The sequence below is a fragment of the Runella aurantiaca genome (assembly GCF_003339505.1).
Lineage (GTDB): Bacteria > Bacteroidota > Bacteroidia > Cytophagales > Spirosomataceae > Runella > Runella aurantiaca.
Window position 1 is genome coordinate 56,982 of sequence record NZ_QPIW01000008.1, and the last position, 18,864, is coordinate 75,845.

Sequence of the window (18,864 nt, forward strand, 5' to 3'; positions counted from 1 at the left end):
GTGATTCATTCAGTTCTTTTCTTTATGTTTGACACAACAAATCAGATTGTTACGTGCCACTTCTGAACGATATACTCCTTTTTTTTATGAAACGCCGTGCCGAACGCATCGAGCATTTCAAAGCACATCCTATTGAAGTCCAACATCAGGTTTTTCATGAACTCATTGAAGCCGCGCGTTATACAGACTGGGGGATTAAATACCGTTATGATAGTATTCAAAATATCAAACAGTACCAAGAACGGGTCCCGATTTCGACGTATGAGGATTTTTATCCGTCCATCGAGCGGGTGTTGCGCGGCGAACAGAACGTGCTTTGGCCGTCGGATGTAGAGTGGTTTTCCAAATCATCGGGCACGACCAATTCACGGAGTAAATATCTGCCAATTACGCCAGAATCGCTGGAAGACTGCCACTACCGAGGAGGCAAAGATGTGATGACATTGTATGCCCAAAATCGCCCTAATTCCCTCGTATTTGAAGGAAAAGGGCTTTCTATTGGGGGGAGCTTACACGCAAATCCGTTCCACGAAGATGGCGGTATGGTGGGAGATGTGTCGGCAGTGATTATGCGCAATTTGCCCACTTGGGCCGAGTACCTGCGCACACCGCCTATTGAAGTGGCATTGATGGATAAATGGGAGGAAAAACTGGTAAAAATGGCCGACCTCTGTGCGCAAGAAAACGTAACCAGTATATTGGGCGTTCCTACTTGGACGATTGTGTTGCTGGATCGGATTATGGAAGAGCGGGGCGCAAAAAACATGTTGGAGGTTTGGCCCAATTTTGAGGTTTTTATCCACGGAGCAGTGGCCTTTCAGCCGTATCGGGAGTTGTTTATGAAGAAATATTTCCCGAGCGACAAGGTGACGTATATGGAAACCTACAACGCGTCGGAAGGTTTTTTTGCGCTTCAAGATGATTTGGCCCACCCGGGCGAAATGCTGCTGATGCTTGATTACGGGATTTTTTATGAATTTGTACCCGTAGAAGAATGGGACAAACCGCATCCGCGTGCTTTGACACTCGAAGAGGTAGAATTGGATAAAAATTACGCTTTGATTATCTCTACCAACAGCGGATTATGGCGGTATCAGATTGGAGACACCATTAAATTTACCTCTAAAAGCCCGTTCAGAATCAAAATAAGCGGTCGTACCAAGCATTTTATCAATGCCTTTGGGGAGGAACTCATCATCGAAAATGCGGATTCGGCCATCACGTACGCTTGTGAGCAAACAGGAGCGGTCATCAATGATTACACCGCTGGACCTGTGTATATGAACGACGGAACGAAAGGGCGTCATGAGTGGATTATCGAATTCAGTCGGATGCCTTCCGACTGGGAGGGTTTTTGTGCATTGCTGGATTCTCGTCTTCGTGAATCAAATTCAGATTATGATGCCAAACGCTACATGGATTTGGCGTTATTGACACCTTTGGTTCACAGTGTACCGTCGGGGACGTTCTATCAATGGATGGGAAAACGCGGTAAATTAGGGGGGCAAAACAAAGTGCCGCGCCTGAGCAATTCCCGCGAATATCTCGAAGGGATTCTGGAAATGATTTATGAAACCCCGTAGGGGCGGGGCCGCATTTCAACCGAAAAATGTAAAACCGCGAGATACCGAAAAATGTAAAATTAAAATAAGGGGTAGGGGGGCGTTTGCCGCCCAGTACAGAAACAAAAAAAGGCATAGCTGAAACGAAAAATAACCGCTTATGTAAATGTTTCAACAAAACGCTTAGATTTGGACAAACTTTGCATCCGTTAACTAAAATGTAAACATTACCATGTCAAAAACCACAATAATTGTCGTCGTTGTTATTCTTCTTTTTGGTGCATACGGTTGTAGTACCTACAATGGCCTCGTGGGTAAGGATGAAACCGTCAACAGCGCCTGGGCTAAAGTTCAGACGCAATATCAACGTCGTGCTGATTTGATTCCTAACTTGGTCAATACCGTAAAAGGAGCCGCAGATTTTGAAAAAAGCACCCTTTCGGCCGTGATGGAAGCCCGCTCAAAGGCTACTTCCATCAACTTGACTGCTGATCAGCTTACGCCCGAAAATATTCAGAAATTTCAGGCTGCACAAGACCAATTGAGTGGAACGCTGTCGCGCCTTTTGGCCGTTTCAGAAAATTATCCTAACCTGAAAGCAAATCAAAACTTTTTGGATTTGCAGGCGCAGTTGGAAGGCACAGAAAACCGCATCAGCATCGCCCGTAATGATTTTAATGATGTAGTGAAAGAATACAACCAATCGGTGCGTACTTTCCCCGCTGCGCTGTTTGCGGGCATGTTTGGATTCCAGCAAAAAGGCTATTTTGAGGCATCTCAGTCCTCGCAAACAGCCCCAACGGTAAAATTCTAACTGGTAGGCAGTAATGAGTATTAAGTATATTTTTTCTACTTAATACTCATTACTATTTACTCAATACTTAATCATGCAAAACCTCCCTTTTTCCAAAACTGACCAAGAGCGAATTGTCGCGGCTATCCGTAATGCTGAAATGGCAACTTCGGGAGAAGTGCGTGTTCATATTGAGCAAACTTGTCCCGAAACCGACGTGATGGAACGGGCTAAGCAGGTTTTTGCGCAATTGGGAATGCACCAAACGGCGTTGAAAAACGGGGTTTTATTCTATCTAGCTTTTGGTGATCGCAAATTTGCCGTATTGGGAGACAAAGAAATCGACGAACGCGTTCCTGCGGGATTTTGGGATGCTATCCGTGACCAAATGCGTGCCCATTTTGTAAAAGAGGCTTTTTCGGAAGGGCTCAGTACGGGAATAGAACAAGCGGGACAACAGCTTAAAAAGTACTTTCCCCGCCAGGATAACGACACCAATGAGCTTTCAGATGATATTTCTTTTGGATAAACTTCAGGGCATTTCTTGAATTAAGAAATGATTAAATCCCTAACCCTTAGCTCCCTAACGTTAATTACCCCAATGCGTCAACTCCTTTTTATTCTATATTTTTCGTTTTTAGCCGTCGGACTTTGGGCACAGGATATTCCTGAACCCATGTCTCCAAAGCGATTGGTCAATGATTATGTCGGTATGCTCAACGGGACCGAGCTTAATACCCTTGAACAAAAACTTCGGACTTATAATGACTCAACTTCTACCCAAATTACGGTGGTGGTGGTGAAAACTACGGGCGATTATCCCGCTGGCGATTATGCCTTTGAATTGGGCCGCCGTTGGGGGGTAGGACAAAAAGATAAAGATAACGGCTTGGTGTTGCTATGGGCTACGCAGGACCGCAAGATTTTTATTGCTACGGGGCGTGGCATGGAAGGGGCTATTCCAGACGTGATTGCCAAACGAATCATTCGGGAAGTAATTACGCCTGAATTTAAGGCTGAAATGTACTATCGCGGCCTCGACCGTGGCACCGACGAAATTATTAAATACGCTACTGGTGAGTTCAAAGCCGACCCCTCTGACGGCGAAGATGGATTTCCGTTGGGGGTGATTATCTTCTTGATTATTGTTTTTGTCATTATCATCATTATCTTCTCTCGTTCCAATCGCGGTGGTGGTGGAATGGGTAACCGTGGCGGCGGCTGGATTCCGTATACTACTTACTCAGGCTGGGGAAGCTCCTCAGGAAATTGGGGTGGTGGTAGCAGTGGCGGCGGTAGCAGCTTTGGCGGATTTGGCGGCGGTGATTTCGGCGGCGGTGGTGCTGGCGGAGATTATTAATCCGTTGAATGGAAAAATAGGCGCGAAATTTGATACATATTTAGAAAAACAGTAAAATTGACCAGTCGTGTAAAAATTAATTTTACCGCCCCAAAGCTGTTTTTCTTAACTTCCTTTTTTCTTTTTCGGTGCCAAACTATATGAAAGTACGTCCTTCTGCTTTGATTATTGAGAACAACCACGTTTTATTATTGCGCTACAATTACAGTGGCAACGATGTTTTTGCGTTACCAGGCGGAAATCCCGACCCAGGCGAAACTTTAACGCAAGCCGTTGAAAGAGAGCTGAGTGAAGAGCTTGGCATTGAAACCGAAATCGGAGAAATGCTCATGGCTGGAGAAGTGTTGCTATCACCCGCCAAAGAAGATGTGCTTCATTGTATTTTTCAGGCGCAAATCGTAGGAGGAATTCCCACTCTTAATCCTGCCCAAACAACGGCCCTTGAAGTGGTGTGGCAACCCGTTGCTGCTTTGGCGCAGCTTAATCTTTATCCTAATGTTGGTTCTTCCATCGCTTCCATGACGGGTGGGTACGTTGGAAAAATAGATCAGTCTTTTTTCGGATAAGCGTAAGAACCTGCAATCATCCCGACCAAACTGGCCGATGCTCCGTAGAGCAGGGCAGGAAAAGTAGTGTGCCACACAAACTCACACACAATCCAAACGCTCAATCCCAGAATCATCGAGGCCAAACTTCCAGCGGCGCTGGCTCGTTTCCAGTGCAATCCAAACGTTAGCGGTACAAAGAGCGAAACCAAGCTGAAAGCGGAGGATTCACTCACCAATTCGAAAATATCCTGCCTTGATTGGGCCATCCAAATACAGGCAAGTGTCACCAAAACTACGCCGATTCGCATCGTGGTTAGGAGCTGCCGGTCGTTAAGTTTGGGGAAATAGGGTTTAACAATATTTTCTCCCAATACCGCCGCTGGGGCTAGAATGGCCCCGCTGCTTGTGCTCAACAAGGCTGAAATCAACGCCCCGAAGAATAAAATCTGTATCCAAAGCGGAGTGTGTTTTAGTACCATATTAGGAATAATCAAGGCGGTATTTTCCTGCATCAATTCAGGATATAAGGTTTTGGCCGCCAAGGCAATAAATAGCGGTAACAAGGCTACCGTCAGGTACATACATCCCGCCAATATTGAGGATTTTACGGCCGTATCGGCATCTTTAGAGGCCATCACGCGTTGAAAAATATCTTGCTGCGGAATAGAGCCAAGGCCGATGGTAATCCAAGCGGCCAAATATTCGGCGTAGCTTTGAAATGTTACTTGTTTGGGTGTAAACCGAAAAAAATCGGCTGGTTGTTGGCTCGTTACGGGCGCAATTCCCCCCGTTTTGGTAAATAATATAACGGCCAAAATAATAAGCCCTAAAATGAGAATGATGTTGTGTAAAAAATCCGTGATTGATACCGACCACATTCCGCCCATGAAGGTATAAACCATGACCAAGAGTGCTCCCACCCAAATACCAGTGCTCAAAGGCAAACCAAAAATCACCTGACCTACGATGCCCATTGCCACAAACTGGGCGGCAATCCAACCAAAATAAGAAGGAATAATCATAACGGCCGATACAATCTCGGAAGTGCGCCCAAAACGCACCAGAAAGAAATCGCAAAAGGTGATGATGTTCCAGCGATAAAATGTTCGGGCAAAGAAAACCCCGACCAGCACCAAACACAAAGCCGCCCCAAACGGCTCTTCCATAACAGCCAGAAAACCTCCTTCCAAAAACTCAGAAGGAGCACCCATCATGGTTTCGGAACCAAACCACGTGGCAAATGTGACCATCGTTGCCATCACTAAGGGGAGCTTACGGCCTGCAAGTACAAAGTCTTCGGTGGTATGAATACGGCGAGAAGCCCATACGCCTACTGCTATATTGAGGGAGAGATAAAGACAAATAGCAAAAACGAGCATGTAAAGAATGGGTTTGGAAGTTGCCAAAAATAAAGGGTTTTACGAACTTTGGCAAAGTTCATTTGTAGATTACGCTTTTTGATAAACCCTTTCTCGTAATTAGTTCTTCAATTAATCAAAAAATCAATATGCATCGCGAATTAGACGGTTGGCACAGTCCAGCACTTAATAAACACATGGAAATTGCCACGTATGGGCATTATGGGTTTGCTCTTTTGATGATTCCTACGGCAGCATCAGATTACCTTGAATACGAGCGCTGTCGGCTCATCGACAGCATCAGCAAATCCATCAATGAAGGAAAAGTGAAGGTGTTTTCGGTCAATAGCATCAATACCGAAAGCTGGATGAACCCGCACATGAATGGCCGTGATAAAGGTATTCGTCACCAGCAGTTCAATGAATACATTTACGACGAAGTAATTCCGCACATCAAAAGTAAAGTTGGGCCTGATACTCCGATTATTGCGGCGGGGGCATCTTTTGGAGCTCTTCATTCGGCCAATCTTTATTTTCGTCGGCCCGACCTCCTCAATGGGGTGATTGCGATGAGTGGTTGTTATGACCTGACCGCCTATACCAAAGGGCATTACGACGACAATGTGTATTTTAATTCACCCGTGCATTATTTACGCAATCTCAAAGACGAGGCGTATTTGTCAAAATACCGCTCTGACGGGCACATTCATATCGTAACGGGCTCGGGGAGTTATGAGGATCCAGATTCGTCGCGTTATTTATCAGACATTCTTCATTCAAAAGGCATCAATCATGAATTGGATGTGTGGGGACAGGATATTCCGCACGATTGGCCTTCGTGGCAAAAAATGCTGCCATACTATTTAGAGACAAGATTTTGAGCTAACTTTAGGGAGTGAAAACACTCAATCGCTGCGTTCCTTAAAATAAATGCAACATCCCGATTTCATCGTGCGTAATTTATTCTACTCTGATAAACTCTATAGCATCTAATGAAAAGGGCATTGGTATTGATTGGTCTTTTGGTTTTTATCAAAGCCCGGGTGCTGGGGCAGCAAGTGGACTGTGGCAACATCGGTTTTGAATCAGGGACTACTTTGGGGTGGGAATTGACCAACGGCGTTGTACGAATTGCTAACGCAAAACTTGCTTACCAAAACGAAATGACGGGTTCGATAAGTGCAAGACACTACGTTACGAGCATCAGCGACGGATTTGACCCTAAGATTACCAACGAAAAAATTCCGATGGTGGCCCCGGGAAGCACGCATTCCATCCGTATCGGCACCAACTATTCTATGGGTGGCGGCTCGTTTGACCGCATCAAAACGTCGTTTCTCGTCACCCCCGAAAATACACTTTTTCAATATCAGTTTGCCCTTGTGCTGCAAAATGATAATCGACACGTTGACGCCCAAAAATCAGGATTCGACATTAATATCACTGACAGTAACGGAGAGCCTCTGTCTTGTAATTCTTTTGGGGTTCAGTTGCAAAACGCAGGTACAAGCGAAGGATTCAAAACCCAAGGCGACATTGAATATAAAAACTGGACAACGGGGGCCATTGATTTGCGCAATTATATAGGGCGAATCATTAAGATTGAAGTAACCGCCCACGGCTGCACAGGTAGGGAGCATTTTGGATATGCCTATTTTGATGCTCAATGTGTAAAATCAGAGGTAAAAGTAAACACGCTTTGCCCTGATGCACAGGGATACATGACGTTGAATGCACCCGATGGATTTGGGAGCTATCTCTGGAGTAATGGCGAAAAGACGGCGAATGCGCGGGTAAAAGCCAATTTGGGAGAAGTGTATACCGTCAAAATTTCCCCGTTGGATAAACTCGACGAAAGCTGCCAATTGCAACTGGATTACAAGATAAAATACTACCAAGCCGATACCACCATCTCCCGAACGATTTGTGAGGGTGAAGAAGTCAAGGTAGATGGTGAAAGCTTTAGAACGACTGGCCTTCACGTAAAAAAAATTCTACGGACCAATGTATGTGACAGTACTGTGCGGCTGAATCTGACGGTGATTCCTGCGGCTAATCATACCCAAACCGTGACCATTTGTCTTGGGCAAAGCCTAAAAGTAGGGGATTCTGTATACACAAAACCGGGTACGTATCTGACGGCGGTGGCGCGGCCTTCGGGCTGCGACAGCATGGTGACTACCCGCTTGAATGTTGAAGAAATGCAATTTCAAATTGTAGGAAATCAGTCTATTACCCAAGGAGATAGTACACGGCTGGAAGTACAGGTAGAGCCGGCAGGCGCATTCAGTGTCCAATGGAGTCCACCGTTGGGGCTGGCGTGTGCTAGTTGCCCCGCTACATGGGTACATCCTTTGAAATCTACTCAATATACGGTGGCGGTCAAGAATGCAAGTCAGGCGTGTCAGCAATCCGAAAAAGTCAATGTATTTGTGTTGCCCTGTAATATTTACATTCCTGATATTTTTTCTCCTAACAATGACCAACAAAACGACGTTTTTTACGTGTACGGTAACTCCTGTGTTAAACAAATAAAAGAAATGGCGATTTATAACCGTTGGGGCGAAATCGTTTTTCGAAATGAAAATTTTACCTTCGCCGACCCCAAGCAGGGGTGGGATGGACGTTATTTGGGTGAAATTGCGGAAGGGGGAGTTTACGTTTATAAAATCGCCGTTGCCTTCATAAACGGTGAAACCAGCCACTATACAGGCTCAGTTTTGTTGGTGCGATGACCTCTTCTCACCTTCCTTCTCTGATGGGGTTACGCGCTTTTGCGGCTTTGTTGGTTTATATTCATCACTATAATCCGTTTCCTGAATCCTCTTTTTTATATCAGTTGGCGCGTGAAGGCTACGTGGGCGTGACGGTATTTTTTGTGCTAAGTGGTTTTCTAATTACGTGGAATTACGCCGACAAGTTAAGTTATACTGCCGAACGAAAACGCTTTTATCTGCTGCGCTTTGCGCGAATTATGCCTTTATATTGGCTGTTGTTGACGGGGCTTTATGGGATTCAGTGGTTTACAAAAGGAAATGAAACGGCTTCTTTTTTTGCGCTATTTTCTAATTTTTTACTCTTCAAAGGGCTGATGCCATCGTTGATTTTTAGCGGTATTCCCCAAAGTTGGTCGTTGACGGTTGAACTATGTTTTTACCTCCTTGCGCCGTGGTGGATTTCTCTAGTGGCTAGGCGTCGGTGGTGGGTGTTGGCTTTGTTGTATTCTTCCTTTATTTTGGGGTTGTTTGTGTTATACAAAAATCACCTATTGTTTGGGAGTTTCTATACGATTTTTGGTCGTTTCTTTGAATTTGGCGTTGGGATTTATGCGGCGCTGTGGCTACGAAAAAATCAGAACCCACTGGCCTTTCGGTTCAAAACCATCGTGGCAGTTGGGGGAGCAATTGGGGTGATAATCGGTTACGTTTTAGCGGTTTACTATGGGCAATTCTCGGTTATTTATACCGAATGGCTTCTGTATAATCTCTTGCTACCGGTTGCTATTGGCTTTGGATTAGCGGGGATTTCTACCGAAAAAACTTTCATTAACCGCGTATTATCCCATTCATTGGCTCAGACTTTGGGCAAATCTTCCTACGCATTTTATTTGATTCATCTCGGGCCGGTCGCAGTAGTCCTACAACGCTATGTTTCCAATAACGCCTTGGTGCTGTTCATTTTGTTGTGGATTGTGGCGTATGGACTGTACCGATGGGTAGAAAGGCCTCTGTACTCCTTGATTATTCAGGCAAAGGTGCTGAGACGCTAAACTTTGCGCCTTTGCCTGAATAAAAGCATTACCGCACCAACACCAACTTACCCGACGTTTTCACGCCTTCGCCCAAAGTAAGTTCTTGACCGTCTTTTTTGACCGTAACTCGGTAAACATAAGTGCCCATCGCCAATCCTGTGGTGGTGTTCCAAATCCATTCGTTGACTCCCACACGGGGCGTAAGACTTACTTCTTTGACAATGCGGCCCGATATATCAGCAACGACAATGCTGGCTTCGGTAGGAGCTTCTTTTCCTGAAATCGTAAATGCAAAACGTAGAAAATCTTGAAAAGGGTTGGGGTTGGCCTCAACACTTATAATCCGTTGTTCATTGATGACCCTAAACGTAATTTGATACAGTCCCGTACGGTTGTTGGTCGCATCAGCGCCCTGTACTTGCAACGTATACAACCCGTCGGGAAGTGAGCCGGGGCGGTATTCGATACGTACCACATTTTGGTTGTCGGCAGGGGTGAATTTGAGGGAGGGATTTGTAAAACTGATGCGCTGAAACGTACTTTGACCCGGGCGCTGGAGAAACAAATCAATGCCGACCGTGTCGCGCTTAAACAAAAACCTATTTTCGTCTTTGAGCTGTACCATAATTACAGGGTTGGCCGACACCACTTCTCCGTCCTTGATGCGCTGGTCGTCGAAGGCCACATCGAGTACAGGCGCCAATCGGTCTGCAATTACAGTGTAAGGAAGATTAACGACGTTGTTGGCATAACTTTGTTCCGGCTGCCGGCGCGGGTTAAAATTGACCAGTAAACGGTTATCACCGCCACGGCCCAAGGTCGGGAGCGATAACGTAAAAGAGGTTTCTTGATTAGGGGCGAGTTTAGCCAGTTTTTTTTCGGTGATTTGCGGTGTTCCGCTGGGGCCGAAAATCGTTTGCTGTACCACCACGGAATCTTGAAAAGCCACGTTGGAGACGTTTTTGAAAGCTACATTCACCGTCAATATTTCTCCTTCTTGTCGCTCAATTACACCGCTAAGATTAGAAGTAGCGCTTCCTTCCGCCACGGGCGTATACGTGACGAGCCAATGGCGAAGTTGGGCAGGAGTAGTAATGCCAACGTCGGGATTTGTTAAACGCAACCTTAACCGTAGGAAAGGATAACGGTGAGCGTCGATGGTTGTTAAGTCCAATGACTTATTGGCCGATTGATTGACAAGTAAAGGTGTTTCTTTTCCGTTCAAATCCACACCCAGCACCGTTAGGGTTGATTGTTGGGTATTGAGAATGGATTGTTGGTTGGTAAGTGAGGCCCAACTACTGGCTGGACCAATGAGCGAGGACGTGATTTGTCCCGTTGATTTGGTGCTTTTTAACGTAAAGGCATCCAAGGTCAGTGTCTTAATGCTTGGCGCTATTTCGTTGGGATCGGTGGCCAATTCCAGAACGGGTTTGTTGGCTCCCTTTTGAAAGATGAGCAGATTGGGGCTACGCAAAATAGTTTCGTTGACACCCAAGGCTTTCAATTTAGCAATTTCGGTGGCAGGCCATTTATCAAATTGTACAGCACCGACGGACATAAAAACAATCCAATCACCGTTGGGAACGGCATCTATCCATTTGCTGAACAGTTGATTATTAATGATTTCGGGCTGACGAAGCGTGTTCATAACGTAAGGCGGGTTGCCGCAATTTCGGGTTGGCATGACCGAATACGCCTGAAGATTGTCGCGGTGCAGGGCTGTTACGACAATGTTTGCTTCGGCATTAGCTCCTTGAAATGTGCTACAATTACTTTGGGCCACAAATAAAATATTGCTGATAGTCAACTGATTCACCTGATGCCCTTGATTAAACGCACCTACCGAACTCCCTGCCACCACCGCCTTTATGGGCACTGCAATAGGAGCGTAGTTCCAAGTGGGTTGTGTGGTCAGGGAAAGGTTGATGTCGAGTGGGGTGGCTTTGGTAAATTGCGCTGCCTGTCGTTGGGTCCAGCCTTCGCCTGCGTTTTGGATATAAGTGAAAGAACTTTCACTCCATACGTTGTTGGTTCCAGCGGGGCGGTCGGCGTAGCGGATGCGCCAAAAATAAGTGAGGCTGTCGCGGGTAAGTAACGTCACTTTCCAACTAGGCAGGAGGGTTGCCGTGACATTTTGTGAGCGTTTAAAAGGGCTATCAAAACGAGCGGTGGTATCAAGTTCAATGGTATAATTTCGGTTGGTATTGTCGATGTGTTGTGCCAACAACTGTACCGTCGGTATTCCGTTTTCTGTCGAAGAAACAATGGCATATTCTGCGGGCATCAGTGGGTACGCGCCCGCCACGGGCAGGGCGATTTCGACGGCTGCCGTATTATTCGGCTTGTTCATTTCGACAAGTGTATTGGTAGGGTCCAACGTCACTTCAAAACGATTGAGTCCATTTTGGTTACGGTCTGTCGGGATGAAAAACAGCAAGGTGTCCTGATAGGCTACGGAGGGAAAAGTGGCTTCAAATATTTGCACGGCTCCGTCGCGTGCGGTACGGGTGAGGCGCACGGGGAGCTTTTCGTTGCGGTAAAGTCCCAAATTTGAAACCACCACCCGTACTTCCAATGAATCGCTCAAAGGCCCTATTGCCGTGCCATTTTTACTTTTAACGCTGATTCCCTGACTTATTACGGCATAATCAGGTAGTGTTGTTGGAAACAATACTACGGCGGGGTCGCCTTGCAAGGTCATTTGTTGCGCATCTGCCTGATAAATGGGGTCATTGGGGAGTTTGGCTAATGTTTTGCGCATGATTTGTTGCTGAACTTCCCCAAACGGACGACTCAGATTGGTGCTGTCGCCGAGAAGGATTTCGTAAAAAGTGCTGGCAAAGTCACGGAGTGAATGCACAAATGCATAGTTGGAATGGGCCAGAAATAGAATGGCGCCCCGGTCTTTGGTACCTACCCAATCAATGGGAAAAGTATTGGAACCGAAGGTGAAATTACCCAATACACAGCCGTTGGCATAGACCAGAGGATAGCGGCCTTTGTTCCTGAAACCTAATACATCATCCGATACATGGCCAATGTTGATATCGGTTACCGATAGGCTAGAATGGCCGAAAAGTGTAATGATGCCTGCCCCTTCGTTGACTTCATTGGCAATACCGACGTACTCAACCGCTTCGTCTGTTTTTTTGGTGATGGTCGTGACGCGGGCCCCCAAGTATTGGCGTTGCGCTTTTTGCTTAAAGCCATTCATGATTTGCAAAAATTGCCCTTGCTCAAACAACGAAGTGCCGCCGCTGAGGTGAAGTACATTTTTACGCCAAAGAGCGTTCATGGGCGTAGCTTCATGTTCCCGTACTTTTTCCAGATAATTCAGTACGGTTTGTGGGCTGTCAGTCCAAAGTCGTCCCGTGGGAACTGCGGCAAGTAGTTGGGGGTGCCCCTTGAGTCCGTGCGAAAAAAGATTATCGGAACCCGGCCACCCAAAAGTCGGCACCATATCTGTTTGGTGGCGGGTAGATCGTGTTCGGTTAAAATCGACCTGTTCGGTGCGGCCAATAATGAATAAAAAGTGAGGGCTGCCTTTGTCGGTCATGAACTGGACAAATCGGCGGATAGCCAACGGGCTGAATTCGCCGTAGTTGAATTGATTCACTAAGAAATCCATATCCACGGTCAGGGTGTCATAACGCCCGCCCGCGGTGGAGGCCCGATAGCCGCCAAATTGCTTGGCCGCACTTGCCAGATTGCGATGCGTGACGATGAGATAATTGGCTTTGGTAGCGTCTATGTTCCGAAAACCAACGCGTTGAATACTTGGTACGGTGAGAACCGTGCGCGTGGCAAAAAGCGTTTTGGCGGTGTTTGTCCCGCGAACAACGGCCTTTAGGGTAGCATTTTCAAGTGTGGTGCCGATGCGAGCGATGTTCTTTTTATCCGTAATGTCAAACAACCGAACGTCGTTGGCAGTGTTGGGGATTTCAAGATAAGATTTGCCAACGGTACTTGGGTTAAGGTAAAAATATTTCTGGGTTTTATTCTGTAAATCAAAGCGTTGTGGATAGCGTAAGCGATAATACGTGATGCTGTATACATCTTCTGCTTGCTCAGGGAAAGTCCCGCGTGAAGTGGTGGAAATAGAAATTCGGTTACTGTCGAGCGATACATCCGAAAACGCAATTTCTCTTTGCACCAAGAGTGCATTTTGGTGGTTGAACCGGACGGTATCCACCAACCGATTGGCTACGGGGCTGCTCCCCACCTTAATTTCCACAAAATGCAGGCGATGGTCGCGCCCCATCAAATGAAGTTCGAGCTGGGGTTTAAAACTGGTACGAACGGGATTTTCTAGTTGAATTCGTTTGGATACGACCGCGTTTCTGTAAAGTTCAGGCCCTGACCAGCCTTCGCCAAAATCATAATAGGAATGTTGAGCGCCCTGCGATGTCCCCAACGGATACATCAGCCCTTCCGACATACCTACGTAGTTGTAGCTTGCAATGTTAGAAATCAACAAATCTTCGCGGTGAAATGCCTCTGGCGTCAGGCTAGAGGTATTTTGTTCCTGGTACGAAGCCATACGCTTTCCAGGTTGCTCATCCAAACGCCAAGTAATAAAATAAGCCGTGGTGTCGGTGTACAGATTGTAGATTTTGTGGGGTTGGGCACTGTGCGGAATGTACAGCAACGAGTCTTGGGTTCCGTCGTTTGTTTCTCCGTAAAACTCCACATAATCAGTTTCATCCCATTTTCCATCGGCCTCTCCCTGTACCAAAATGGCCTGCTCTTCACCCCGGAAAAACAATTGGAGTGCTGCTGGGTTTGTCGTTCCTACGGGGAATCCCGCTTGGCGTAATTCGGCCGTTGAAATTTTATAAACCCCTTTTTGCGCAATCGGAATCTTAAAATATGTTTGCTGATAATTGATCCATTCGTTGCCGTAGGTGGTTTGGGCGTGGGTGGATAAAACGAAATGGGTGAAAAAGAATACGCTGATAACAGCCGCTAACCTAACTCGCATCTGATTGTATGTTACGGATTTACCTCTGCCGGTAGAAACGGATGCAATTTACTCCGGAAATAGTAAAAATCCTGAAAGAGAAGAGGTGGATTTTGGAGATGTTAACGAAAGGTAAAGAGGACAGGAGTGAAGATACATATTCTGACTCTGGAGAAGTCTAGCTAAGCCATAAAAATAATTTGTTATGCTTGCAGAGTATTTTTTGCAAAAAAAATGTTTGTTTTGTAGTGAATAATTCCAAATTGAGAAACAACCTTAAACCATGAACGCATATATTGTAGCCGGATACCGCTCGGCGGTGGGCAAAGCCCCCAAAGGTACTTTCCGTTTTACACGCCCCGATGACCTCGGAGCCGAAGTAATCAAACACATGATGGCACAATTGCCAGCATTGGACCCAGCCCGCGTGGACGACCTCATCGTGGGCAATGCCGTGCCAGAAGCGGAGCAGGGAATGCAGATTGCCCGGTATATTTCGTTATTGGCCTTGCCCAAAAGCGTGCCAGGTTTTACCATCAACCGTTATTGTGGCTCTGGAGTAGAAGCCATCGCCCTTGCGGCGGCTAAAATTCACGCTGGTTTTGCCGATTGTATCGTGGCGGGTGGGGTAGAGTCTATGTCGATGGTGCCTACAACGGGTTGGAAAATGGCGCTTAACTACGAAATCGCCAAAGAACACGCCGATTACTACATTGGCATGGGACTGACGGCGGAGCAGGTGGCCAATCAATTTAAAATCAGTCGAGAGGATCAAGATGCTTTTGCGTTGGCATCGCACCAAAAAGCACTTGCCGCGCAGGCCACAGGCAAATTTGATAGTCAGATTGTGCCAATTACCGTCAAAGAGACTTATTTTGACGCCAACACCGGCAAAAAGAAAAATAAAGAATACGTGGTCACCCAAGATGAAGGGCCTCGTGCAGATACTACCTTGGAAGCACTGGCTCGCTTGAAGCCCGTTTTTGCGGCGGGGGGAAGCGTTACGGCAGGGAATTCGTCCCAAACCTCCGACGGAGCGGCTTTTGTGGTCGTGATGTCAGAAAAGATGGTCAATGAACTGAATCTCAAACCAGTGGCCCGTATGATGTCGTACGCATCGGCAGGCGTGGAGCCGCGTATTATGGGCATTGGGCCGGTAGCGGCGATTCCTATTGCGCTCAAACAGGCTGGATTGCAGTTGGCAGATATTGATCAAATTGAATTAAACGAAGCCTTTGCGGCACAATCATTGGCGGTCATTCGGGAGTTGGGCATTGACCCAACCAAGTTAAATCCAAATGGCGGCGCCATTGCGTTGGGGCACGCGTTGGGTTCAACGGGTGCGCGGTTGTCGGTGCAGTTGTTCAATGAAATGCGCCTCCGCAATCAAAAATACGGCATGGTCACGGCCTGCGTGGGCGGTGGGCAAGGCGTAGCAGGAATATATGAATTCCTGAATTAATGTGTTCAGCCTTGGAAAGTTTTAGAGGGATTATTAATTTCTCGGCCTAAAACTTTCCAAGGCTAACCTTGTGATTTATTAGTCCTTTACCGCAATCACGGAGATTTCTACGTTGACGTCTTTTGGTAAACGTGCCACTTCGACGGTTTCACGGGCGGGGTATTGGTCCGTAAAAAACTGCCCGTATACTTCGTTGACTTTAGCGAAGTTGTTCATATCCTTCAAAAAAATACCCGTCTTAACGACATTTGGGAAGTCGAGTCCCGCTTCATTCAAAATCGCTTTGATGTTGAGCATTACCTGACGAGCTTCGTCTTCAATCGTTCCGTTGACCAATGCGCCCGTGGCAGGGTCAATGGGGATTTGACCAGAAACATACAGCGTGTCTCCAACCATTACAGCCTGAGAATAAGGGCCAATCGGCGCGGGAGCAGCGTTGGTAAAGATTATTTTTTTGGACATGACTTTTGGGTTTGAAATGAAAGACAATAGATGTTAGACGTCCAATTCACGCAAATACATCTGAATGGTATTTTCTAGCCCATAATAAAGGGCGTCGCAGATGAGCGCGTGGCCGATGGAGACTTCGTCCAAATGCGGAATTTGTTCTTTTAAATAACGTAAATTTTCGAGGCTCAAATCGTGGCCTGCATTCAATCCCAGTCCCACTTCCTGTGCTACTTTGGCGGCTTTTACGTAAGGAAATACGGCTTTTTCGCTATTTTCTGGGTACTCCGTGGCGTATGGCTCGGTGTATAGTTCTACGCGGTCAGCGCCGCAAATTTTGGCACCTTCTACCATTACCTCAATAGGGTCTACAAACACAGAAACCCGAATGCCAGCACCTTTAAAAATCTGTACCAAGTCAGTAAGGCGGTCGCGGTGCGTGATGGTGTCCCAACCTGCGTTGGAGGTAATGGCCCCTAGCGCGTCAGGGACGAGCGTTACTTGGGCGGGGCGAGTGGCGAGTACGAGTTCTATAAATTTAAGCTCGGTAGGATTCCCTTCAATGTTGAACTCGGTCGTTACCACTTGTTTCAAATCCAGTACGTCTTGATAACGAATGTGGCGTTCGTCGGGACGTGGGTGTACTGTAATGCCTTGGGCACCAAATGCTTCGCAATCGAGGGCGGTTTTGACAACGTTGGGATTGTTGCCTCCGCGTGAGTTGCGCAGAGTGGCTATTTTGTTGATATTTACGCTGAGGCGAGTCATTTTTGATCGAATAGTTTAGTGCCGTTGGGCGTTGAAATGAGGGAATAAAGTCGTATTTTAAAGTATGCTTACGCCCGTTATTCTAACTTTCAACGCATCATAATGGTTTCAAAAGTATTCGGAAATAGTCTTTTACACAATTTTTGGGACAGAATCTTGTTATTCTCACTTTTTGTCTATATTTCGACAAATTATTACCACGTTAAACACTTTATCAATCTTGAAAGAAACCTATCAAAAATGGTATTCGCCCACGTTGGGCCGGGATATTGAAATGCTCGTGATAGGGCATTGGGGGTATCCCATTCTCCTGTTCCCGACGTCGATGGGCAGGTACTACCAAAACAAGGAGTTTGGGCTAACTGATTCGGTACGAGGGTTTGTTGACGCAGGGAAAATAAAACTGTACCTAATCGACGGAATCGACGAAGATAGTTGGTACGCCAAGCATTTACCGCCAGCGGTACGGGCGCATAATCATGCCGTCTATGACCGTTTTCTGAACGACGAGCTAGTGCCTTCCATTCGTCGTGAAGCCAACGTGGACAAAATCGCGGTAGCAGGATGCAGCTTTGGGGGCTATCATGCGCTCAATTTTGCTTTCAAACACCCCGATAAAGTGGCTTATATGATTAGCATGAGCGGAGCTTTTGACATCCGCAGTTTTGTGGACGGCCACCACGATGATACCGTTTACTTCAATAATCCTGTCGATTTTATCCACAACGAAGAAGCATGGAAATTCAATCACATGAAAATTGTGCTGGGTACTTCAGAATGGGATATTTGCCTTGATGCCAACATCCAGATGTCTAATCTGCTGAAAAACAAAGGGATTCCGCACTGGTTGGATATTCGAGGCTGGGACAAACACGATTGGCCACTTTGGAACAGGATGTTTCCCGAATACGTGTCTCAAATGGGGCTGTAAATAGGGAGACTAGTAACGGTGAAAATGGGTCTATGTACAAAGAAACATGAAAGAGTTTTAGTTGTTTTTTACAAAAGTTAAGTATACAATATGCATATGAAATCCTTGGGTTGTGTGAGTATACTTATGTCTATGTTGCTATTTTGCACCCCTTTGATTTCGCAAAATAAGCTTATCGACAAAGGTGATTCGGCTAAAAATAAGGTTGTAAAACACAAAATTAAGGAACAAAATAGAGCAGCCGTCGACGAATCGAACTCTAAATTACTTCCTTTAAACCAACAAAACGGAGGAGGCGGGGATCTCAATGATTTAGTAAAAGCTGTTTGGTCAGGTATTGCAGCATTGATTTTACTTCCTCTCAGTTATTTAACTAAGCGGTATTTTGATAAGTTTTATGAAAAAAAGAGGATAATTGATGAATTAAGAGATATTTACCGACATTTTGATCGTAACAGCGAGGTCATAACTAAAATAATCCAAACGATTGAGACCGTCAATGGTAAACTATCGCCGATTCACATTCAAAAACTCAAGGTAATAGAAACATCAACGCTGCTTTTTCAAACCGATACCTTACGAAATATTGATTCACGATATGTTCATTTTTTATCACGGCTGAAAATAGGACTTAGAAATGCAAACATAGAAGCAGATGGCGTTATTGCCTTTCTGGAAGGAGAGAGTTATAACGTTGCGACAATGAAAGAATACCTGACACTTTTGCAAAACAGGTCCATTGACCACCAAGTTCAAATCAAAGAGATTTTGGATACTTTGGGAGGGGAAATTCCCGCTAAAGAGGCACGTATTAGAGAACTTAGCATCATTTATCACCCGCTGATTAGTGGGTGAGGGCAACCTAACACTTAACATTAATTGGGCTTCATCTTGAGCATCAAGTTTTAGAAATAGATAAAA

At 46.0% G+C, this 18,864-nt stretch carries 15 protein-coding genes; 11 read left to right on the forward strand and 4 right to left on the reverse strand.

Features of this window, described 5'->3' with window-relative positions; translation table 11 throughout:
* The first annotated feature begins 53 nt into the window (after positions 1-53).
* From DVG78_RS11825 to DVG78_RS11845, 5 genes are all read left to right on the forward strand, one after another.
* Positions 54-1,583, forward strand: coding sequence for a GH3 auxin-responsive promoter family protein (locus DVG78_RS11825; RefSeq protein WP_199563238.1), 1,530 nt, complete (start codon positions 54-56; stop codon positions 1,581-1,583).
* A 211-nt stretch (positions 1,584-1,794) separates the two neighbouring features.
* Positions 1,795-2,376 (forward strand): LemA family protein, encoded by a 582-nt coding sequence (locus tag DVG78_RS11830; RefSeq protein WP_114069078.1) that lies wholly within the window; start codon positions 1,795-1,797, stop codon positions 2,374-2,376.
* Between the two features lie 73 nt (positions 2,377-2,449).
* Positions 2,450-2,884 (forward strand): TPM domain-containing protein, encoded by a 435-nt coding sequence (locus DVG78_RS11835; RefSeq protein WP_114461288.1) that lies wholly within the window; start codon positions 2,450-2,452, stop codon positions 2,882-2,884.
* A gap of 72 nt (positions 2,885-2,956) precedes the next feature.
* The gene (locus DVG78_RS11840) at positions 2,957-3,715 is read left to right on the forward strand and encodes a TPM domain-containing protein (protein ID WP_114461418.1); all 759 of its coding nucleotides are present in this window, start codon (positions 2,957-2,959) and stop codon (positions 3,713-3,715) included.
* Between the two features lie 140 nt (positions 3,716-3,855).
* Complete coding sequence (locus DVG78_RS11845) at positions 3,856-4,281, forward strand: NUDIX domain-containing protein (RefSeq protein ID WP_114461289.1); 426 nt, start codon at positions 3,856-3,858, stop codon at positions 4,279-4,281.
* Here the strand turns inward: DVG78_RS11845 and DVG78_RS11850 are convergent.
* Entirely contained in the window at positions 4,263-5,642 is a 1,380-nt protein-coding gene (locus DVG78_RS11850) for a high affinity choline transporter 1 (protein ID WP_114461290.1), read from the reverse strand. The genes DVG78_RS11845 and DVG78_RS11850 overlap by 19 nt on opposite strands.
* Positions 5,643-5,770: 128 nt before the next feature.
* Between DVG78_RS11850 and DVG78_RS11855 the strand changes: the two genes are divergently transcribed.
* From DVG78_RS11855 to DVG78_RS11865, 3 genes are all read left to right on the forward strand, one after another.
* On the forward strand, positions 5,771-6,502 hold the full coding sequence (locus DVG78_RS11855; RefSeq protein ID WP_114461291.1) for an esterase family protein: 732 nt from the start codon (positions 5,771-5,773) through the stop codon (positions 6,500-6,502).
* Positions 6,503-6,613: 111 nt separating this feature from the next.
* Positions 6,614-8,356 (forward strand): T9SS type B sorting domain-containing protein, encoded by a 1,743-nt coding sequence (locus tag DVG78_RS11860; RefSeq protein ID WP_114461292.1) that lies wholly within the window; start codon positions 6,614-6,616, stop codon positions 8,354-8,356.
* Positions 8,353-9,390 carry an acyltransferase family protein gene (locus DVG78_RS11865; protein ID WP_114461293.1) on the forward strand — a complete coding sequence of 346 codons (1,038 nt, stop codon included), beginning with the start codon at positions 8,353-8,355 and terminating at the stop codon, positions 9,388-9,390. Before DVG78_RS11860 ends, DVG78_RS11865 begins: the two co-directional genes overlap by 4 nt.
* Before the next feature lie 28 nt (positions 9,391-9,418).
* Here the strand turns inward: DVG78_RS11865 and porU2 are convergent, their stop codons facing one another.
* On the reverse strand, positions 9,419-14,356 hold the full coding sequence (gene porU2 / locus DVG78_RS11870) for a putative type IX secretion system sortase PorU2 (RefSeq protein WP_114461294.1): 4,938 nt from the start codon (positions 14,354-14,356) through the stop codon (positions 9,419-9,421).
* 262 nt (positions 14,357-14,618) lie between these two features.
* Here porU2 and DVG78_RS11875 point away from each other — a divergent pair, with 262 nt between their 5' ends.
* Positions 14,619-15,797, forward strand: a complete 1,179-nt coding sequence (locus DVG78_RS11875; RefSeq protein WP_114461295.1) for an acetyl-CoA C-acyltransferase — start codon at positions 14,619-14,621, stop codon at positions 15,795-15,797.
* Between the two features lie 78 nt (positions 15,798-15,875).
* Here the strand turns inward: DVG78_RS11875 and DVG78_RS11880 are convergent, their stop codons facing one another.
* Entirely contained in the window at positions 15,876-16,259 is a 384-nt protein-coding gene (locus DVG78_RS11880; RefSeq protein ID WP_114461419.1) for a RidA family protein, read from the reverse strand.
* A 33-nt stretch (positions 16,260-16,292) separates the two neighbouring features.
* Complete coding sequence (locus tag DVG78_RS11885) at positions 16,293-17,012, reverse strand: pyridoxine 5'-phosphate synthase (protein WP_114461296.1); 720 nt, start codon at positions 17,010-17,012, stop codon at positions 16,293-16,295.
* A gap of 220 nt (positions 17,013-17,232) precedes the next feature.
* Between DVG78_RS11885 and DVG78_RS11890 the strand changes: the two genes are divergently transcribed.
* Positions 17,233-17,943, forward strand: coding sequence for an esterase family protein (locus DVG78_RS11890; protein ID WP_114461297.1), 711 nt, complete (start codon positions 17,233-17,235; stop codon positions 17,941-17,943).
* Positions 17,944-18,069: 126 nt separating this feature from the next.
* Entirely contained in the window at positions 18,070-18,798 is a 729-nt protein-coding gene (locus DVG78_RS11895) for a hypothetical protein (RefSeq protein WP_147277061.1), read from the forward strand.
* The last annotated feature ends 66 nt before the right edge of the window (positions 18,799-18,864 follow it).